This window comes from Ruegeria sp. YTSC325, from assembly GCF_059609525.1.
This window is the reverse complement of sequence record NZ_JBXWLY010000014.1, coordinates 90,466-108,182: the sequence shown is the minus strand read 5'-3', so window position 1 is coordinate 108,182 and position 17,717 is coordinate 90,466. Positions and strand designations below refer to the sequence as shown.

At 58.0% G+C, this 17,717-nt stretch carries 10 protein-coding genes; 2 read left to right on the top strand and 8 right to left on the bottom strand.

Annotated features, from left to right (window positions below):
• Positions 1 to 3 precede the first annotated feature (3 nt).
• The 4 genes from AC2FF7_RS17990 to AC2FF7_RS17975 form a co-directional block, all read right to left on the bottom strand.
• A complete protein-coding gene (locus AC2FF7_RS17990; protein ID WP_480869794.1) occupies positions 4 to 1,938 on the bottom strand; it encodes a caspase family protein in 1,935 nt (644 codons plus the stop codon).
• A gap of 19 nt (positions 1,939 to 1,957) precedes the next feature.
• Positions 1,958 to 5,569: a two-partner secretion domain-containing protein gene (locus AC2FF7_RS17985; protein ID WP_496906080.1), complete on the bottom strand. Its 3,612-nt coding sequence runs from the start codon at positions 5,567 to 5,569 to the stop codon at positions 1,958 to 1,960.
• A complete protein-coding gene (locus tag AC2FF7_RS17980; RefSeq protein ID WP_496906079.1) occupies positions 5,496 to 7,235 on the bottom strand; it encodes a ShlB/FhaC/HecB family hemolysin secretion/activation protein in 1,740 nt (579 codons plus the stop codon). The genes AC2FF7_RS17985 and AC2FF7_RS17980 overlap by 74 nt, the downstream gene beginning before the upstream one ends.
• 174 nt (positions 7,236 to 7,409) lie before the next feature.
• Positions 7,410 to 8,165 carry a M15 family metallopeptidase gene (locus AC2FF7_RS17975; protein WP_496906078.1) on the bottom strand — a complete coding sequence of 252 codons (756 nt, stop codon included), beginning with the start codon at positions 8,163 to 8,165 and terminating at the stop codon, positions 7,410 to 7,412.
• Between the two features lie 292 nt (positions 8,166 to 8,457).
• On the opposite strand from AC2FF7_RS17975, the gene AC2FF7_RS17970 reads away from it, so the two are divergent.
• Positions 8,458 to 8,991 carry an OmpA family protein gene (locus tag AC2FF7_RS17970; protein WP_480869802.1) on the top strand — a complete coding sequence of 178 codons (534 nt, stop codon included), beginning with the start codon at positions 8,458 to 8,460 and terminating at the stop codon, positions 8,989 to 8,991.
• Between the two features lie 36 nt (positions 8,992 to 9,027).
• Complete coding sequence (locus AC2FF7_RS17965) at positions 9,028 to 11,211, top strand: serine/threonine-protein kinase (protein ID WP_496906077.1); 2,184 nt, start codon at positions 9,028 to 9,030, stop codon at positions 11,209 to 11,211.
• 8 nt (positions 11,212 to 11,219) lie between these two features.
• Here the strand turns inward: AC2FF7_RS17965 and AC2FF7_RS17960 are convergent, their stop codons facing one another.
• From AC2FF7_RS17960 to tssL, 4 genes are read right to left on the bottom strand one after another with little or no spacing between them, the layout of a single operon-like run.
• A complete protein-coding gene (locus AC2FF7_RS17960) occupies positions 11,220 to 11,942 on the bottom strand; it encodes a PP2C family protein-serine/threonine phosphatase (protein ID WP_170356391.1) in 723 nt (240 codons plus the stop codon).
• Positions 11,939 to 12,625, bottom strand: coding sequence for a type VI secretion system-associated protein TagF (tagF, locus tag AC2FF7_RS17955; RefSeq protein ID WP_170755855.1), 687 nt, complete (start codon positions 12,623 to 12,625; stop codon positions 11,939 to 11,941). Before tagF ends, AC2FF7_RS17960 begins: the two co-directional genes overlap by 4 nt.
• The gene (gene tssM / locus AC2FF7_RS17950) at positions 12,625 to 16,197 is read right to left on the bottom strand and encodes a type VI secretion system membrane subunit TssM (protein ID WP_496906076.1); all 3,573 of its coding nucleotides are present in this window, start codon (positions 16,195 to 16,197) and stop codon (positions 12,625 to 12,627) included. Before tssM ends, tagF begins: the two co-directional genes overlap by 1 nt.
• A complete protein-coding gene (gene tssL / locus AC2FF7_RS17945; protein WP_496906075.1) occupies positions 16,194 to 17,627 on the bottom strand; it encodes a type VI secretion system protein TssL, long form in 1,434 nt (477 codons plus the stop codon). Before tssL ends, tssM begins: the two co-directional genes overlap by 4 nt.
• Between the last annotated feature and the right edge of the window lie 90 nt (positions 17,628 to 17,717).

Genomic DNA, 17,717 nt, shown 5'->3' with positions numbered 1-17,717 from the left:
GCGTCAGTTCGCCGCCAGGATGATCGGATCGAACCCGCCGCTGCGCCATTGTTGCAGGGCCGAGATGAAATTCGGCCCCGGCACACCGTCGATGGCACTGTTGTAGTACCCGGCCTTTTGCAGCAGCTTTTGCACTTCCATCAACGTCTCGCGCGTCCACTGGTCCGAGGCCAGCGACAGTTGGTTCACGATCGCTCCGTCATCCTCGGCAGCACCACGCAGAAGCATACGCGCGGCTTCGAGCGGATCGCGGGGCACGCCGCGCCCTTCGTCCAGCAGGATCGCCGCTGCCAGATAGCCCTGATATTCGCCTTCACGTGCGGCGCGCTGGAAATAGCCAAGCGCCTGATCCGGAGTGCCTGCTATCCCATCCTGAGCCAGAACGCCCAGATTGAAAGTCGCCTTGGCTGACCCACCATCCGCAGCCTGTTGCAACAGCGCAATTGCGCGCGCTTGATCCTTTGGAACGATCTGTCCCTCGAACAGTGTCACTGCAAGATTGATCATCGCATCAAAGCTGCCCCCTTGGGCGGCTTGTTCATACAGAGATAGCGCAGCGGCCTGATCTTGCGGAACACCGGTGCCGCCCTCGTGCAATTGCGCCAGAGAAACCATGGCCCTCAAGTCCCCCGCTTCGGCTGCCTGCTTGTAAAGCGTCACCGCTCGGTCCACATCCCCTGCCGCAATCGTAGCCCGCGCCAGCAGGGCCACGTAGTGGGACAGGTCTGGCGTCTGCGCCGCTGCAGCGCTGCACGCCTGAATGGCGGTCAGGGCGTTTTCCTGAAGACGGCTGAAGGGCACGCCGGGGATGCTGGCCGTGCGGTCGCGCGGGTGGGTAGCCAAACGTTCACATATGCCGCCGGGTGTGCTGTCCTCGGGGCGCGGGATGGATGCGATCAGACGCTGCGCCTGTGCCGCATGGGCGCCGTCGGGATATTGCTCAAGGTAGAACTCCAGCAGCGGGCGCATCCGGCTGCGCTGTGCCAGTTTCCAAAGGCGTTCGGCCTGTTCGTCTGCGTCCTCAACCGTTACCGCGCGGGTCAGTGTCTGCCCCTGCCCGGCCCGATCCAGAAAGGCCACGACCTCATTCACATGCGCGCCTTGCGGGTAGCGATCCATATAGAGCTGCATCAGGGACGCATCCTGCGCATTGGCGGCAACCTGCCACAGCAGCGTCTCCTCAGACGCCGTGACAGGGCTGTTGTCGAACCGGAACTGCCGCGTCAGGGATGAGTTGTCCCACGGAATCTGACGTCCCCCTGTCGAAGCCAGCACGTCCTTACGCACCGAGATCATCAGGTCCGAAATGTCCTGACCCGGCGTATAGATATGGCTCAGCAGCGCCTCGGTGAAAAAGCTGTTCCGGCCGGTGCCGTCATAGGCCACGTTGTCCGGCTGCGTCGCATAGGCGAACATGAAATCCGCCGCGCTGCCGACCCGAGCCAACCCCTCGCCGCCGACCTCCAAACCCGTTCCTTCGAATGGGTTGTCGCGGCAGGCATCCAGAAACACCAGACGGATGCCATCCGAGCGTTCCATCCGGTTGACGAATTCCTCCATCTGGATTGTCTGCTCGGGGATGTCTTCGGGCTTGGTGATCTGCGCATCGACAGGAACCAAATAGTTGCGCCCGTTCACCTGAAACCCGTGCCCGGCATAAAACAGCAGCGATACGTCGGAATCCGCAGCAGTCGTGCCATAGGATTCCGCCAGCGACAGCATCTCGTCCCGTGTCAGGTCGGTGCCCAGAAACACCTCGAACCCCAACCCCTCCAAAGCGATGGCGAGATCAGAGGCATCATTGATCGGATTGTCCAACGGGCTAACCGACACGTAGTCGGAATTGCCGATAATCAGCGCAACCCGCTTGTCCGCCAGAGCGATGGTCGCACTGAACAGCATCAGGAAAAGCGCTGCGAAGCACCGTTTCAGAGCCAATGGTCTACTCTCCGACGTATCAAAGGCCGATGGCGCGGGTCAGTCCGATATCCGCCTGACCGACCGCTGCCACAATCGTTTCTACCTGTTGGTTCTGAACTATGGCAAGCTCGGGATCGGTTGCTCTTATCAACGTGATGGCCTTGCGGATCTCACGCTGGGCCTGACGGATTTGCCGCCGCGCCTGCTGTACCGCCTCGCGGCGGATCGCGTTGCGCTCTTCTGCGGTAGTGGCCAGCGACAGGCGGCGATTGGCTTCGTCACCTGCCTCGCGGATACCCGCGCTGGCGCCGCGAATGATGTCACCGACGGATTCGAGCCCCGGTGGCAAACCCTTCACGATACCGTCAAGTTCGGACGCATAGTCATCCATCGCTTCGGCAAGACAGGCCAGGTATTCACTGACATTCTCACCACTGCTGGCACAGGATGCGATCTCGCCTCCGAATTCCTCGGATACGTTTTCAACAGTCCCAAGTGTTGCTTCAGCCTCGGCGACTGTTGTCACGGCAGTGCCACCACCTCCGCCGCCTCCGGTTATAGTGGTATCAACGGTCGGAGTAACTTCTACCTCGGGTGTGGGCGGAACGGGTATCGGCTCCACTACTGTCACAACCGAACCGGGCAAAGACACAACTTGATATCCTATTTCGGCTGAGCTGAGCAAAAACGAGGTCGACAGCGTAAATGTCGTGGTGCCATCGTCGTTTTCGATGAAGTTCAACCCCTCAAATACTGTGGACGTATCCAAAGAATCAGATGGGGGACCAAACAGGTAAACGGAAGGCCCACCAAAAATCGTGCCCGTCGTCGCATTGGGCGGCTGTTCGCCCTCAACAACCGCGATATCGTCGGGAATAGCAAACACAACCGGCGAGGTCGTGTAATTTGCCGGGCCTGTCTCACCCGATCCCGGAGCCCAGGTGTTTTCAAAGTCCCAGCCTTGTGCCGAAGCAAGGTTGAAGAACGTCACTGTGTCGTTCAGTTGGAACGTGGACAGTCCCGTGCCACCGGCGCTGTTATTCTGCCCGGAACTCTGCGTGTCCCAGAAAGATGCGGTAACGGTCCCGGAATTACTGCCAATCAATCCGCCCAACATCGGAGTGTCGCTGCCGGAGAAATCCACGCTGCCGTTCGAATAGCTGCGTGTGACCGAACCACCGTTGTTTATTCCGACCAGACCACCGACGGCTACGGTATCCATCGGGCTGGAAAACTGGCTTACCCCCCGGACATCCGAGTTGGAATTCGAGTCAACGATCGAACCGAAGTTCTCGCCGACCAATCCGCCCATGATAAACTCGCCAAAGCCAAGTCCGGTCACCGAACCACTACTGAACGAACGCTGAATGACCCCAGAATTCTCTCCAACCAAGCCACCGACCAAAACGAAATCAGCCTCGATCGGATCAACCGTCACACTGGCAGTCGAAAAACTGTCACTGATTGTACCGCCATCGTTAATGCCAACCAGCCCGCCGGTCACGTCGTCACTGCCGGTGAAGCTGCCCGACACACTAACGCCCGAGATTGTACCAAGGTTTTCACCGGCAAGTATGCCACCACCCTGAGCGGTAATATCCGCATTCGTGATACTCAGGTTACGCACGGTACCGTCCAGAGTGCCGAAAAGGCCGCCGAAGGTGAAGTCGTTGTCTATGAACAGGTTGTTGATCGAAAACCTGTTACCTTCAAGCGTGCCTGAAAAATCTGTAGGGACAAAACCAAATGACCAGCTGGACGTGGGCGAGGCATCGATGTCGTTGACCAGCGCAAAGGCTTGGCTAGAGCCGTTGAGACCCTGCAAACCATAGATATCGGTTAACTGGAACGGGTTCGCGCCCGACCCGTTGCCGCCCGTGGCGCGCAGGAATGTGGCGTTTGGCGAGACGATGAAATCGCCCGCGAAAAAGCTGGGCAGCGTGGCCGAAACCTGATCCCAGAACCCTGCAACCAAGTTGAACGTGGCTACACTTATGCTACCGCCGGGGCCGGTGGTGATCCGGCCTACTCCGTCGACCGCCCCCATTGCATTCAGCAACAACCCACCGTTGACCGCGTTGATCGCACCGTTGATCGTGATCATGTTATCCGCGATCAGGAACAACGTATTTGCCGCCATCCAGTCGATATCAGCGTTGATCGTGATATTGCCGTCATCTGTGCCGGTCACAGACGTAGTCAGAAACACATCCGCAGATTCAAGCTGGGCTTCCAGACCCGCTTCGGTAAACGTACCCGGAATCGTTATGTTCACCGGATCGATCAACAGATCTCCGGTTTCCCCATTTGGAGCGCGCAGGTCGGTAAAACCGCGATACACCAGATCGATCTGCCCCGAGACCTCGACAAAGCCGCCATCGCCCGCAGTATCCCCGCCACGGGCCGATATCTGGCCGTGGAACTCGGTCAGGTCATCGGACCAGATAATAACGCGACCGCCATTACCTTCGTCTCCGCCGTCGGCTGAGATACTGGTGCTCGCATCTACGAAGGTTGTCTGCGCCGTCGGGAGTGTGCCACCACCCTGAAAATCGCCACCGACCAGAATGGTTCCACCATCTCCACCACCCGCCCCGTCGGACGTCAGCGTGGCCCCTGCCAGCGTGATCGCTTCACCAGTTATGGTTATAGACCCACCGTTCTGAGTACGCACCTTTGGCCGCAGCGACGTTTCGACAAGTGTTTCCTGAGCCGACGTATCGATCGTGCCACTGACCCGAACGCCGCCGCCGCTGCCACCCAAAACGACAGCTCCGGATACTCCGCCAACCGATTGGGCCTCGATCACGCCAGACATGTTGATTACCTGTCGCGCCGCATTCCGAGCACTGGCCGCTTTGAGGTGAACAGAACCGCCATTGGCTTCGATCCGCCCTGAATTGGTAATCAACGCCTCCAGCATGGCGTCATCGCTATCCGAAGGAACAGCGACCTGCAAAAAGCCATCGCCAGAAATATCCAGTGTTACTTGTTCACCCGCACCAAGCCCTACCTTGCCAAGAGGCACACGGATCAAGCCCGAATTGGAAACTTGCCCACCAATTAGCGCTGCATACCCGCCCGGAACAATCGAGATTGTTCCCGCGTTTTCCACTGCGGCTGAACTACCATTTCCGGCAAAGCGATAGCGCCCGTTAAGGAAATCTTCATCCGTTACATCCAGAGTCGAGGCCACGAAGCCACCCGCATTGACTGCGCCGTTGGGGCCAATAAAGATACCGTTAGGGTTAACCAGAAACACCTGACCATTGGCATTCAACTGGCCGAGAATTGCGCTGGTAGTATCCCCTGTCACCCGGTTCAAAATCACGCTTTCTTGCCCGGGCTGGAAGAAATTAACTGTCGAGCCAGAACCGATCGAAAACCCGTTCCAATTCACTACGGCCGCGCCCGACCCCTGCGTAATGTCCAGCTGGTTGCCGCTGGGTTGCGCAATCGTAACAGTTCCCGCCGCCACGGTTCCGCCATTGGGCAGCGTTTGTGCCAGAGCTGTCGTGCCCCATAGCGTTGCCGTGGCTGTCAAAATTGCGCCGCGGATCACTGTGGCGCGAGCCCTAAAATCTGCGGCTTGCAACAATAGTGAAGCGGTTTTCGTCTGCCCCCAGGTCATCGCGTTCACCTCTCCCATATTCAACTCGTAACGATCCCGACTTGTAGGTCGAGTCTTCAATTGCAATCAAATCAGCACCGATCCCATAGGCGTAGGCCGTAGTCGTGCTTTGCTCAAAAACCGTAGGTTGTTCTATTCCCAATTCGCCGTAAGCACCAAATACATAAGGCTTCAGGATCAGCGGCAACCCAGCCACTTCGACCCGCTGCGATCGACCCACTTCGGACCGCACGACCCATCCGTCATCGCCACGCAACGAACCCGCATCAAAGGTCGACAATTCGCTGGTGCTTGCGATACTGAATTGTTCGGACGTCACCAGAGCGTCCCCGAAGCTGGTTTGAATTCGGCCGTTCAAAGCCAACGACCAGTTGGCATTCAAAGGACGCTGATACTGGCCAGACAGTACGAGTTTCGTAAATTCCGGTTCAGCGTCCTGTCGCGAGAATGGAGTTTCTCCGGGGCCGACCGAGGTTCGCGCGCCGAGGATGTCCAAACCCCTTGAAAGCACAACACTCCCGCGCAGGAAGCCACCATTATCATAGGCGCGTGTGCCATCCAAAGTGGCGCGCAGCACGCTGATATCGTCGTCAAAGACCGGAATCTCAAAGGGACCGACCAACAGGTTCTGCGTATCGCTGATACGATCCAGGATCAGTTGCGACGAAAGATTAACTTTCCTGGATCTAATCCACGGATAATAGAACCGCAGCGAAAACCGTTCGAACTCGCTTTCGTTAGGTAAAAAATCCGTGTCGGGGCGCGCTTCGCTAGAGGTCACCTCGGCGTTAATCGTAAAGCCATCATACCCGATCGGGAATACCGCACCTGCAGCCAAAATCCGATACTCAGGGTCACCCGAGAAAAACCGCGTCGGAGACCCACCCAGGTTAAAATAGAATGTCTCACCCAGATCCAGCAGGCCATTGAACTCAAGTCCAAGGCTCAGATTCAACGGACCAAGATCGTCTGAAAGTGTATTGTCGAACCCATATGAACCGGTAAATTCCTTGAACTCTCCGTCCAAAGTCAGAACGGTGCCGCCATTACTGTCACCTGCCGACAAAGTCGACGCCAAGCGAACTCCGAACGTATCACCTGCAAGTAGCAAGGCGCGCTCGATCTGCTGCAGTTTGATGCCACGCTTGTTGATTAACGGCTGGGTAATCTTGACCACGCGGTCCCGGACCTCTTCCGGAACTTTTGTTGCGTCAATACGCTCGACGAACCCGTCGACTACAACGATCCGTAACGTTCCACCATCTCGCAAAGTTTGCTGCGGCAGAACTACCCGACTTAGAACAAAACCGGCATTGCTATACGCGCTTTCAAGGCGATTTGTGGCCGCAAAAATTTCAGAGGCAGCAACACGCTTTCCCGTCAGTCGTTCAATAAAGGCGGCATTGGCAGCCTCCATTTGCGGCAGAGCGCCTTCAATATCCACGCGCCCGACTGTCACAAACAATTTGTCCGCACCTTCGGGAACCGGCGCGCCAGGGTCTCTGGCGACAGTAACAGGGCCCGTATTGCGTTGATTTTGCGGCTGAAATGTTGACGGTGCCAAATTCGACGCGCTTTGGGCCAGCACCGCGTCCGAAAGGACAAGACTGCCACCGGTTGCAAGAGCAAATATCATGCTGAGACGCGGAATCCGCATGATCGCCTGAGGTAGAGTCTTTGGCATTCGTAACCCTTAGTGAAACCTTAAAACAGAACCTAGCAAAGCCTAGCCCGCAGGCCAAAGCAAGATTGTATTTCCCAATACAGGATACCCGTCTGGATTGAGGTTATCCATATCACGATTGATTCCGAGACTGTCCGTGTCCTAGTTCACAGAGCATCGTATCATTCGACGATTTTACAAAAGTCCCTGCTCCAACCATTCTTCGATCTTGTTGCGGCTAACCTCGAAATGCATCGAGTCTTCTCGACCCCAGGCCGCACCCCATACCCAGCCCTCCTGCCGGAAGAAGTCGGCCAGAATAGTCAGGCCCAGCTGGGTTTTACCATCGCCCAGCGTGTCCAACACTCCGTCGATATTCAAGTCAACAGCCAGGCCATAGGCATGGGCCGATGCGGATGAGGTCGCGCCACGAATCCGCCGCACACATAAGGACCCGGCTGTATTAATACGTGCAAAGAGGTCGGGGTCCGTGCGACGGATGTTTTCGAAAACAACGCGCAGAGAGTCTATTGCCGGTTTCAACATGCGTACCCGAACCGGGCCGACTTCTTCTAATACAAGGTTTTCTTCTAACCGCGGGTTGGTCATGGACTGACAATTATCTGTTAAGTCTTCGCGCGGCAGCCCGAATTTCTCTTTCAGAAACGACGAACTCGCCAGTTTGAGTTCTTGATTAACTTCGTTGCGGTTGGCGATAAGGACAACCTGAGCGTAAGCATCAATGATCTCGTTTGGGCTGGTGCTGTCATATCCATAGTCGTCCGCCCCGTCTGCGCCTTGCAACACGGCCGAACCGTCGCTTTGGGATCGCGATATCTCGAGCGACAGCCTCTCAATCTCGTTGCGCATATCTTCAACCTGTTGGCTCAGCATTTCGATTTCGATCCGCGCGCCTGAATCGATTGCCGGCCCCTCAAAATTACTTTCCATAGGAACAATCAGTGGAAAAACATACCAGATAACAGGGGCCAAAATAATCGAAACTCCAAGAATTACTGCCGGAACTATGCGCATCTGATGTGTTTACCTGTATCTCAATTCAATTGCGCCCAAATCTAAAAGTCGTCGCGCAAGATGTCACGTGCTCGGCTTTATTTCTTAATCACAAATGTGACTTTCTTCATTGTCGCACACCTGAGGCACGGGTACTCTTTGTCCCAAACAGGGAAGGACTCCGGTAATGATTACTTTTTCTCGACTTAAATTTTTCGGGGCTTCGGCCATGGCCCTCGTTTGCACGACGCAATTCGCTTTGGCCCAATCCAATGAACTAACAGCCGACGAAATCACCGATGCATTCAACAAGCAAAAAACGCGCGGCTTGGTGATCATCCCCTCAACAGCCGCGACTGAAGCAACCGACGACGCTGTGGAAACCACAGTTGCTGCGGCCCCGGCCGAATATCAACCGGTGGCCTCGGAAGATCAGGTTAATATTCAGGTTCGGTTCGACTTCGCCTCGGCCGCCTTGCGCGATGATCAAAAACCCAAGCTGTCCTCCTTGTGCCAAGCGATGAAAAACGTCGACGTTAACGTCTTTCAGATCATCGGCCACACTGACAGCGCAGGATCTGCGGACTACAACCAAAATCTGTCTCTGCTGCGCGCGAAAGAAGTCAAACGCTTTCTGGTCAGCGATTGCGGTATCGCCGAAGGGCGACTGGAAGTACTGGGCGTAGGTGAAGCCGAACCTCTGAACAAGGACGATCCGCGCGCCGACGAAAACCGCCGCGTTGAATTTCAGGCGCTCGGCTGATTTAGTCTCCTCATAAAACACAATTTCGAGGGCAGCATGACTGAATCCCGCGCAGGCGACCTGTTTCAGCCGGGCGATCTGGTGAACAATACATATCGGATCGAGGCAATCCTTGGGCGGGGTGGTACCTCTGACGTTTATCGCGCGCGCTCCGAGATATCGGGGCGTCTGGCGGCGCTTAAGGTTCTGAAGGCCGAATTTTCCAGCAACGACGATTACCTCGTTCTGTTAACCCGTGAGGAAGAGATCCGCGACATCCGCCATGACGCGGTGGTGCGCTATTCCGAAAACAACCGTACTGCCGACGGACATGTCTATCTGGTGATGGACTATGTCGACGGGCCGGGGTTGGACCGGAAACTGGCTGATGGTCCTATGTCGGCAGACGACATTCTGACCATATGCAAACGCGTCTGCGAGGGGCTCGAGGCCGCGCATGCGCGCAACATCGTCCACCGTGACCTGAGCCCCGACAACATCATCCTGCGTGACGGTGATCCTGCGCAGGCAGTAATCATCGACTTTGGCATCGCCAAGGATACCAACCCCGGCGCAGAAACCATCGTGGGCGGAGAGTTCGCTGGCAAATACGCCTATGCTGCACCCGAGCAGCTGTCGGGAAAGACCGACCAGCGTACCGACATCTATTCCCTGGGCGCGCTGCTGCTGGCGAACTTCCGGGGCGAAAAGGCCAATTCCGGGCGTAACTTGCTGGAGGTTGTGGAAAGTAAAAAACAACCGCTGGACACTGCAGATGTGCCCGAACCTCTGAAAACCGTGCTGGACAAGATGACAGCGCCGGACCCCGATGACCGGTATCAGTCGACCAGCGATGTATTGAGGGCTTTGTCCTCGGCCCGGTCGGGACAGGCGGAATCCCCCCCTGCCGAAACCGATGACGACGCAACCATAATCGTACCCAAAAGCAAACCTGCGGCCCCTGCGCAGCCTACCCCGGCCGTCGCAGCACCCGCTGCACCTCCGGTCGAAACGCCCGAGAAATCGCGCACCGGGCTGGTTGCCGCCCTTGGCGCGCTGGTCATTGTCGGCGGTGGCGCAGGTGCCTATTTCAGCGGCGCATTCGACAGCTTTACTGGGCCCCAATATCCCGTAGCCGCACCCTATACGTTGGTGGCGGACAAGCGCGAGGGCCTGCCGCCACGCGCCGTCGGTTTTGTTCCTTCGGAAGACACACGGGACACGATGACACGCGAGATCACCGATCAGGGTGGGACGGTTGATCTGACGTTGGCGTCTGGGGAAATCTCGGAAAGCTGGGGCGCTGCGGTCAGTGACGTCATCGAAACAGTGATGGAGCTGGATGAATGGCGGCTGGTCGTGAACGGAAACGATGCTCAATTGACCGGACAAACCACGGATCAGGCGCTGCATGACAAGCTGGAACAGCTTTATTCAGCAGGACTGCCCGCCGGGTTGCAGGGCTCAGTCGAACTAGAGCTTGAGCCACTGTTCCTGCCCGCTGCCGATATCCGCCCGATCTTGGCTGGCCTGGCCGATTGCGGTGCGCTGAAACTGGAAAACGCCCCCACCGCCGGGTATGGCCCTGAGACCGCAGTTCGGGTCAGTGGCACTCTGGCGTCTCAGGACAGTCTGGTTGGGCTGAATACCGCTTTGACCGCCCTGGTCGGTGAGCGGCCAATTGATCTGGACGGTGTGAACGTGTTGAACCCGACATTATGCCTGATAGAGAACTACCTACCCAGTGCTCCGACCAGCGACATCTCTATCGCGTTTTTCAACGGTGAACAAAACGACGCCCCGAACCCAACCGGAGATTTTGTCGTAGGACAGAACCCGGTGATTGACGTGGACTTACCGCAGGATGTGCAAGACGGGTTCCTGTCTGTCTCGGTTCTCGATGTGTCTGGTAACGTGTTCCACTTACTGCCAAACGTGACACGGCAAGAAAACGGGATTGCCGCGCTGCGGGATGGAGAAAGTGGGCCATTGTCGGTTCGCGTGGCGTATTCCATCGCCGAAAGTCAGGAAAACGGCGGCATTGCCTTTCAGGTTGATGACAGCACCTTGGGCAAAAGCAAGGTAATCGTGCTGCATACCGACAATCAACTGTTCGACACACTGCGCCCCACCACGGAATCCGCCGCCGGATATGCCGAGGCGCTGCGCGAACAGGATCGCAATGTGGAAACGCAGATTTTGTCGCTGGACAGCCGTATCCTGACCACCCTCGCGCAATAGCGCGGGGTTCAGGGAATATCGACCACGATAACCGAGATATTATCGGCCCCGCCCCCGTCCAGCGCGATCTGGATCAACTGATCGGCGACGGTTTCAATCGGCATCTCGGACAGCGCCTTTTCCAGCATCGGGAATGTCGCGTATTTGCTCAGCCCGTCCGAGCAGATCAGGAACCGGTCGCCCGGCTGAACCTCGCCCCGGATCTTGTCCAGTTCCAGCACATCCCCGACACCAACCGCACGATTGATCGCATTTGATTGGGGATGCTGTTCCGCTTCATCCCAGCTCATCTGGCCCGCCAACACCAGATCGGCCACAACCGAGTGATCGGTGGTCAGCATTTGAATCTGGTTGTCACGCAGCAAATAGATGCGGCTGTCGCCCGCCCACAAACCGACGAAATGGCCGTTGGCCAGCATCATACAGGCAACGGTCGTGCCCATGGTTTTACCGCCACGGGTCTCAGCCTCTTGACGGATTGCCGAATGCGCTTGCTGTAACACATCCCGCAACTTCACCAGTCGATCCGCTGGTGGCAGTCCCGGGGGGATTGCCGCGACCATGTCAGCGACAAGACGGCTGGCGTAATCGCCCCCTTCGTGGCCGCCCATACCGTCCGCGACCATCCAAAGGCTTTCCTCGGGAAGGGCCAAAACGGCATCTTCATTGAGCTTGCGCTTGAGGCCGACATGGCTGCGGGCGCTGTACCGAACGCGGTGACTTGAATTCATAGTGGCCTTGCCTCGGTCCAGACTGCAGCGTGAAGATTAAACAAACCTTGCATGTTTGATCCTTGCGGTAAACCTTCGCAGACCATCATCCGAGGGACGCCGCCGATGTCAGTGCTCCAGATTGTCGGAGACCGATAGCGATGCGCGACCAACCCCGCCGCGAGGTCGGGCAACAGACTGTCAGCGACTTCCCCGCGCGTCAGAACCAGCGTGTTTCCCTCGGCCCGAACCGGAGAAGTCGGCTCTTGTAATGGAACCACCAGCGCCTCCAATCCCTCGGCCAGTTTGTCCCGCGTCATGTCATCCTCAAGCGCAGCCAAAGCCAAGTCTTCAAGCTGGCGGTATGTCGCCTCGGCCCGGAAGTGAGACAGAATTGCCGAACCTTCATTAGATACGCCCGATACCAAAGTCAGGGGAAACCGTCGTCCGACCCGATCCACTGATGGCATCAAAACGCCCAACATCTTTTGCGGGCCTGCCAATCCCGGCGCCAGACAAAACCGCCAAATGGGTGCGGACATGTAATGCGCGTCCCACACAGGTCCCAGAGCTTCAGCAGCGTTTAACATGCTGTGCTGAATCCAGGTATCCCATGGCTGGACGAAATCCTGTGAAACCCCCAGCCGAAAAAAATCTCCGACCGAAGGCATCTTACCAAACGCGCCAAACCCAGTCCGCTGCATCAGAACGATTTAGGGCAGCTGAACTTTTGCAGCGCCGGAAGGGCAAAGGGATTGATGACCGAGCCAGATTGCAACTGGAAGATCGCAATCCGGCCGCCGACATTGAAGATCACCTTCTTGCGGTCCGATACGTTGGTCCGCCGCACCTCGGCCGCGTCCAGAAGGCGGAACCACGCCCATGGCCCGTCCTTGGACAACACACTTTCGATGTTGCGTTTATCGGGCTGGAACGTGACCCGCGCCAATCCAACCTGCCCCGGCCACGTGACCGCCATCGGCGAAGGCAGCCCGCCGCGATGGCGGAATTCCAGCGATTGTCCGTCAATTTCAAGCGTGACGCCCTTTGCCTTGGGGTCCAGCGCCTCGGGCATGATCTGGAACTGAATCTGGGGTTGCGGGCCCGCGGCAAAGAAAGCCTCGCGGATTTCGGCGGCGTTCTGGAATTGGGTCAGAACGGCCTGACTAATGCCCAGATCGGCCTCGTTTACGCTGCTTTTCCAACTCCAAGGGCGCGTGCGCATGTCCACGTGTTTGGCGAGGTTGTCGGTAAAGAAGGTGTCGATCAGACCTTGCGGGCCGAACAACCGGCTGAAATCGCCCATCGCCACATCTGCCCCGGATCTACGACTGAACGGATAGCGGTCAGTGACGACCTGCTCGCAGAAGGGCAGCACATTGGCCTGCCAGCGTGCGTTCAGCGAGGCCCGTGTACTGTCAGACGTGATCCCCGACGATCCGTCGATGATCTGCACCGCCCAGCGTTCCATTGGGCCGGGAATGCGAGCCGCTTCTTGCTGAAACTGCTGCAGCGCCTGCCCTGACTCGCCGCCCGAGGTTCCGCTGAAGGACATCTTGTTCAGTTCCTGATAGACGCCCGTCAACGACCCCATCAACTGATCCAATTGCGAGGGCTGCCCCTCGGGCCGGTCAACAAGCTGGTGCAGCCAGGCAAACCGATCCTCGACATATTGGCCCGGCTCTTGCACCGGCTGCGATGCGGTCGCGCCGCTGGATTTGGCCAAGGCCTCCAGCAGGATTTGCGTCTGGACCGAGGTCGCCGACTGCAACTCGAGGCTGGCCGCGCTGGACAGCCCTTCACCCAGAGCATCCGAATTGGGTAGAACCGATCGGCTTTCGGTCAGCTTCGTCTCGTCCGAGATCGAGTTCAGGATATTCACGATAGGCGAGGTTGGACCGGACAGCACATTGGTCACTTCGACAGCGTGGCTGAGGCTTTCCATCGGCACGATGTCGATATCGCCCAGCATCGCGTCATAGCGCGCAATGTAGTCGTTGTAATACAGGTCCAGCACATCGCGGCTGAGCGCGGCCAGCGCCAGTTCGGTCTGTTCCGCCTCGCCGCGCGGACCCAGAACCCAGCTTTCCTTTTGCACCCGTTTGGCTACGCCAACTGCTTCGCCGACAAATACGTCGTTGAAACCGCGGTAGGTAAAGATCCCCTCGATCCCGTCATTCAACGGTTTGCCCGAGGACCGCACCAAAACGCGCGCAACAGCAGGGCCGCCGACTTCGGTGATCCGCCATTCAGGCAGAGCCGTCGCGGATGGACTTGAGATGATCCCATTGTACACGCGCTGCGCCAGCGGCAGTTCCGACAGCAGGCCCTGTATCTGCTCGACCATGGGCCCGTTCAACGCAACGGTCTGCATCGGCTGGCTCAGCAATGCCTCAAGATGGTCGTTCAGATCAGCGCGGAATTCCTCGCGCGAGGGGCCGGGGAAGGATACCGTCCAGTCGATATTCATCCATTCCTTGACCAGATTCTGGTTCATCGGACCTTGCAGACCCAACATCAGATAAACCTTCAGCGCCTCATACAGCACATCGGGGTTGTTGATATTGGCGCTCATCTGTTCTTCGAGCCGCAATAGCAGACGTGGCAGAAGGCGCTGGTTCAGCGCCGCGCGGTAGGTTTGCGCCGCCTGCGTGCCAATCACATCCCCCTGATACAGGCCATAGGTCAGGCGCGTTTCAGGGTCCGGGTCGGACAGGGTCGGGTTCGCGGGCAGATCGCGCAGCGTGTTCAACGCCTGCACCACCGGCACCAGATCGGTATCGCCCACCGGGCTGGGTGGCAGCGTCGCCGCTGCAGCCTGATAGGCGGATACGCCCTCTTGCGCCTCAGAGATCAGTTCGGAGTTGCCCGAAAAGCTGCGAACCAGCAGGGCACCCACTGCAACAGCGGCAATCAGCGTCGCCGCGACCGAGGCCCATTTGGTGATCTTATAGCGCCGCTCAACCTTGTCATCGGCGCTGACCAGACCGGCCTCGCGGAAGATCACCTGATCAAACAGGCGGGTCAGGAAATACGACCGGCCCGAGCCCTGACCCGAACCAATCGCCTGACGTCCGATCCCGAAGGTACGCGCCATGCCCAACATCAGCCGGTCAATCGGAGTGCCTTCTTGCGTGCCGGATGTGAAATAGACCCCGCGCAGCATGTGGCGGTGTTGATAGCGGCTGTCCTGAAACACCTCGGTCAGGAATTCATGCGCCACCTTGCGGAACGAGGCCACCTGCATCGGGAAGCCCGCAACCAAGGCGCGGCGCTGGGGGTCGGTCTCGGTCTGCATCCGCTCCAGCGATTGGGCGTTCAGACGGCCCAGCAGCAAGGCGAATTCCTCGTCAAAGGCGGCAACCGGGGATTGTTCAGACCGGGACTTGTCCAATGGCAAGGTAAAACCCCAAACCTGTTCGCGATCTTCCTTACCCAGATTGTCATAGAACTCGGCAAACCCGGCAATCAGGTCGGCCTTGGTGAACAGGATATAGACTGGAAAGCGCACGCCCAGTTTTTCGCGCAACTCTTCCAGACGACGACGCACGGCCTTGGCGTGTTCTTTCTGGGTGATCTCATCCTGCAAAGACAGATCCGACAACGAGATCGCGATCATCGCCCCGTTGATCGGCTGGCGCTTACGGTATTTCTTGAGCAGCCCAAGGAACCCAATCCACGCCGCGTTATCGACCTGAGCGTCGCTTTCCTGCGTCGTGTATCGCCCGGCCGTATCGATCAGAACGGCGTTTTCGGTGAACCACCAATCGCAGTTGCGCGTGCCGCCAACACCGCCAATCGCGGTTTTACCCATCTCATCGGCCAGCGGAAAGTTCAGGCCGGAATTCACAATGGCAGTGGTCTTGCCCGCGCCCGGCGGGCCGATCATCACATACCACGGCAGCTCATTCAGATGCCGCCGTCCGTTCTTGGACTTGCGCAGCTCTGCCATAGCAGTTTTCAACTTGCCGCGCAGTTCCGAGATTTCGCTGTCGATCATGTCGCCGCCGTCGCTGACGGCTTCGGTGATTTCTTCGGTCAGCTTCTTTTCGCGACGACGACGAACAAAGAAGATGGTTAGCGCAATGATCAGGAAAAACGCATAAATCACACCGCACCAGATCAACCGCGCCGTCATCCCATCCAAAGGACGCCATTCATCCGACCCAATAAGTGGTCCGAAAAAATAAAGGCACAAGGACAACGCCGTCGCTGTAAAAAACAGCACGGTGTAAATCGACAAGAAGATGAATCTCAGGATTCTACGGGCGGTCATTGAGTATCCTCCTGCACCAACAGGACTTCGATCCGGCGGTTGGTGGCGCGGCCTTCACGGGTGGAATTGTCGGCAATCGGGTCACTGTCGGCCCGGCCCTCCGCGCTGAGGCGATTGGGGTCGGTCAATTCGGGTGACATCTTATTCATCACCGATTTTGCGCGCGCCAGCGACAAGGCGAGGTTGGATGGAAAGCGCGCTGACCGGATTGGCACATTGTCCGAATGTCCGGTCACGATCACCGTGCCCGGCTCGGCATTCAACGCCACGGCAACCCGGCGCACCGGCTCTTGGAATTTTTCTTGCAGACTGTCCGAGCCTGACCCGAACATGCCCGACCCCTTGATGCGGATAACCAGCGTATTGCCTTTCTCAAAAACCTCGACCAGCCCCTCATCAATCTCGGGCTGAAGGAATTCGACGACCTTCGCGATCTGAGGTTGCTGTTGCAGAGGTGGCGGCGGAGGCGGGGGCGCGCGGCGCTGCAACTCGGTCACGGGGCCCGCGTCAATCACCGACATCTGACCCACAAGATTTTCCGTCTTGTTCGACAGGACATAGGACAGACCGCTGAATTCAATCACCAGCAAAAGCGCCGTCACGCCAAGCGCAATCCAGACCGGTTTCCACATGCTGAGCGCGCGGTAAGGCTTGTCCACGCCTTCCCAATGCGGGGCCAGATCACGTTCGACAGGGCCACGTTGCGCTCGGATGACCCGAGCCAGACCCTGCCGGATTTGCAGATGCTTGTCCGGTCCGCCTTGTTCGACCCGCAAGCGACCTTCAAAGCCCAGCGACAGGCACATGTAGACGAATTCCAGCAGCTCGATATTGTTCGCAGGCTCCTGTTCCAGCCGCGCCAGAAGGTCGTAGAAACGATCCCCGCCCACCGTCTCGCGGTGGAAGGTGCCAACAAGTGATTGCGTCGCCCAACTGGACTGGCCGCCCCACGGAGTGTTCAGCACGACATCATCCAGCGTCGCACATAGGGCATAACGCGCCACTTTGACCGATTGCGCCGGGATGCCCGCCTGTAGGGCGGCATTTTCAAAGCTGCGCACTTCAGCCACCACGCTTTGGCGCAGCTTGTCGGGGTCCATGTGCTGGGCGCGGTTGCGAATACGGCTGATCAGCGAAAACAGCGGTGCGGCGCAGGCGTTCAACCGGTTCATCCCGGTTGCGGCCACCTGTTCCCCACCGCCTTGTGGCGGGCGCGACTGTGGGGCCTGCGCCGGAGGTACGCCATATCCGTCCCCTGCCGCAGCGGGCTGCGGCTGAGGCGCTTCCATCGGCTCGGGGTAACCCGCCGGTTGCTGAGGCGCGGCGGGTTGTTGCGGCATGGTCCCGGCCTGACGTCGCCCACCCGGGTTGGGGCGAATGACCGTCTTATCTGTATCGTCCGGTTCGGCAAAAGGATCGTTGTCGGACATGATCTACCTGCTTCCTCACAGCGCCCGCATGGTCCAGTGGTCCACGCAGGCAGCCCCATCAATTTGTTTCGTACCAATCAACGGCCCGGA

What these genes read in the sequence shown, in the direction of transcription:
- AC2FF7_RS17965 (WP_496906077.1), top strand. Translation starts at nt 9,028, where the DNA reads ATGACTGAATCCCGCGCAGGCGACCTGTTTCAGCCGGGCGATCTGGTG.
- AC2FF7_RS17985 (WP_496906080.1), bottom strand. Translation starts at nt 5,569, where the DNA reads ATGGGAGAGGTGAACGCGATGACCTGGGGGCAGACGAAAACCGCTTCA.
- tssL (WP_496906075.1), bottom strand. Translation starts at nt 17,627, where the DNA reads ATGTCCGACAACGATCCTTTTGCCGAACCGGACGATACAGATAAGACG.
- AC2FF7_RS17960 (WP_170356391.1), bottom strand. Translation starts at nt 11,942, where the DNA reads ATGAATTCAAGTCACCGCGTTCGGTACAGCGCCCGCAGCCATGTCGGC.
- AC2FF7_RS17980 (WP_496906079.1), bottom strand. Translation starts at nt 7,235, where the DNA reads ATGCCAAAGACTCTACCTCAGGCGATCATGCGGATTCCGCGTCTCAGC.
- tssM (WP_496906076.1), bottom strand. Translation starts at nt 16,197, where the DNA reads ATGACCGCCCGTAGAATCCTGAGATTCATCTTCTTGTCGATTTACACC.
- tagF (WP_170755855.1), bottom strand. Translation starts at nt 12,625, where the DNA reads ATGCAGCGGACTGGGTTTGGCGCGTTTGGTAAGATGCCTTCGGTCGGA.
- AC2FF7_RS17975 (WP_496906078.1), bottom strand. Translation starts at nt 8,165, where the DNA reads ATGGAAAGTAATTTTGAGGGGCCGGCAATCGATTCAGGCGCGCGGATC.
- AC2FF7_RS17970 (WP_480869802.1), top strand. Translation starts at nt 8,458, where the DNA reads ATGGCCCTCGTTTGCACGACGCAATTCGCTTTGGCCCAATCCAATGAA.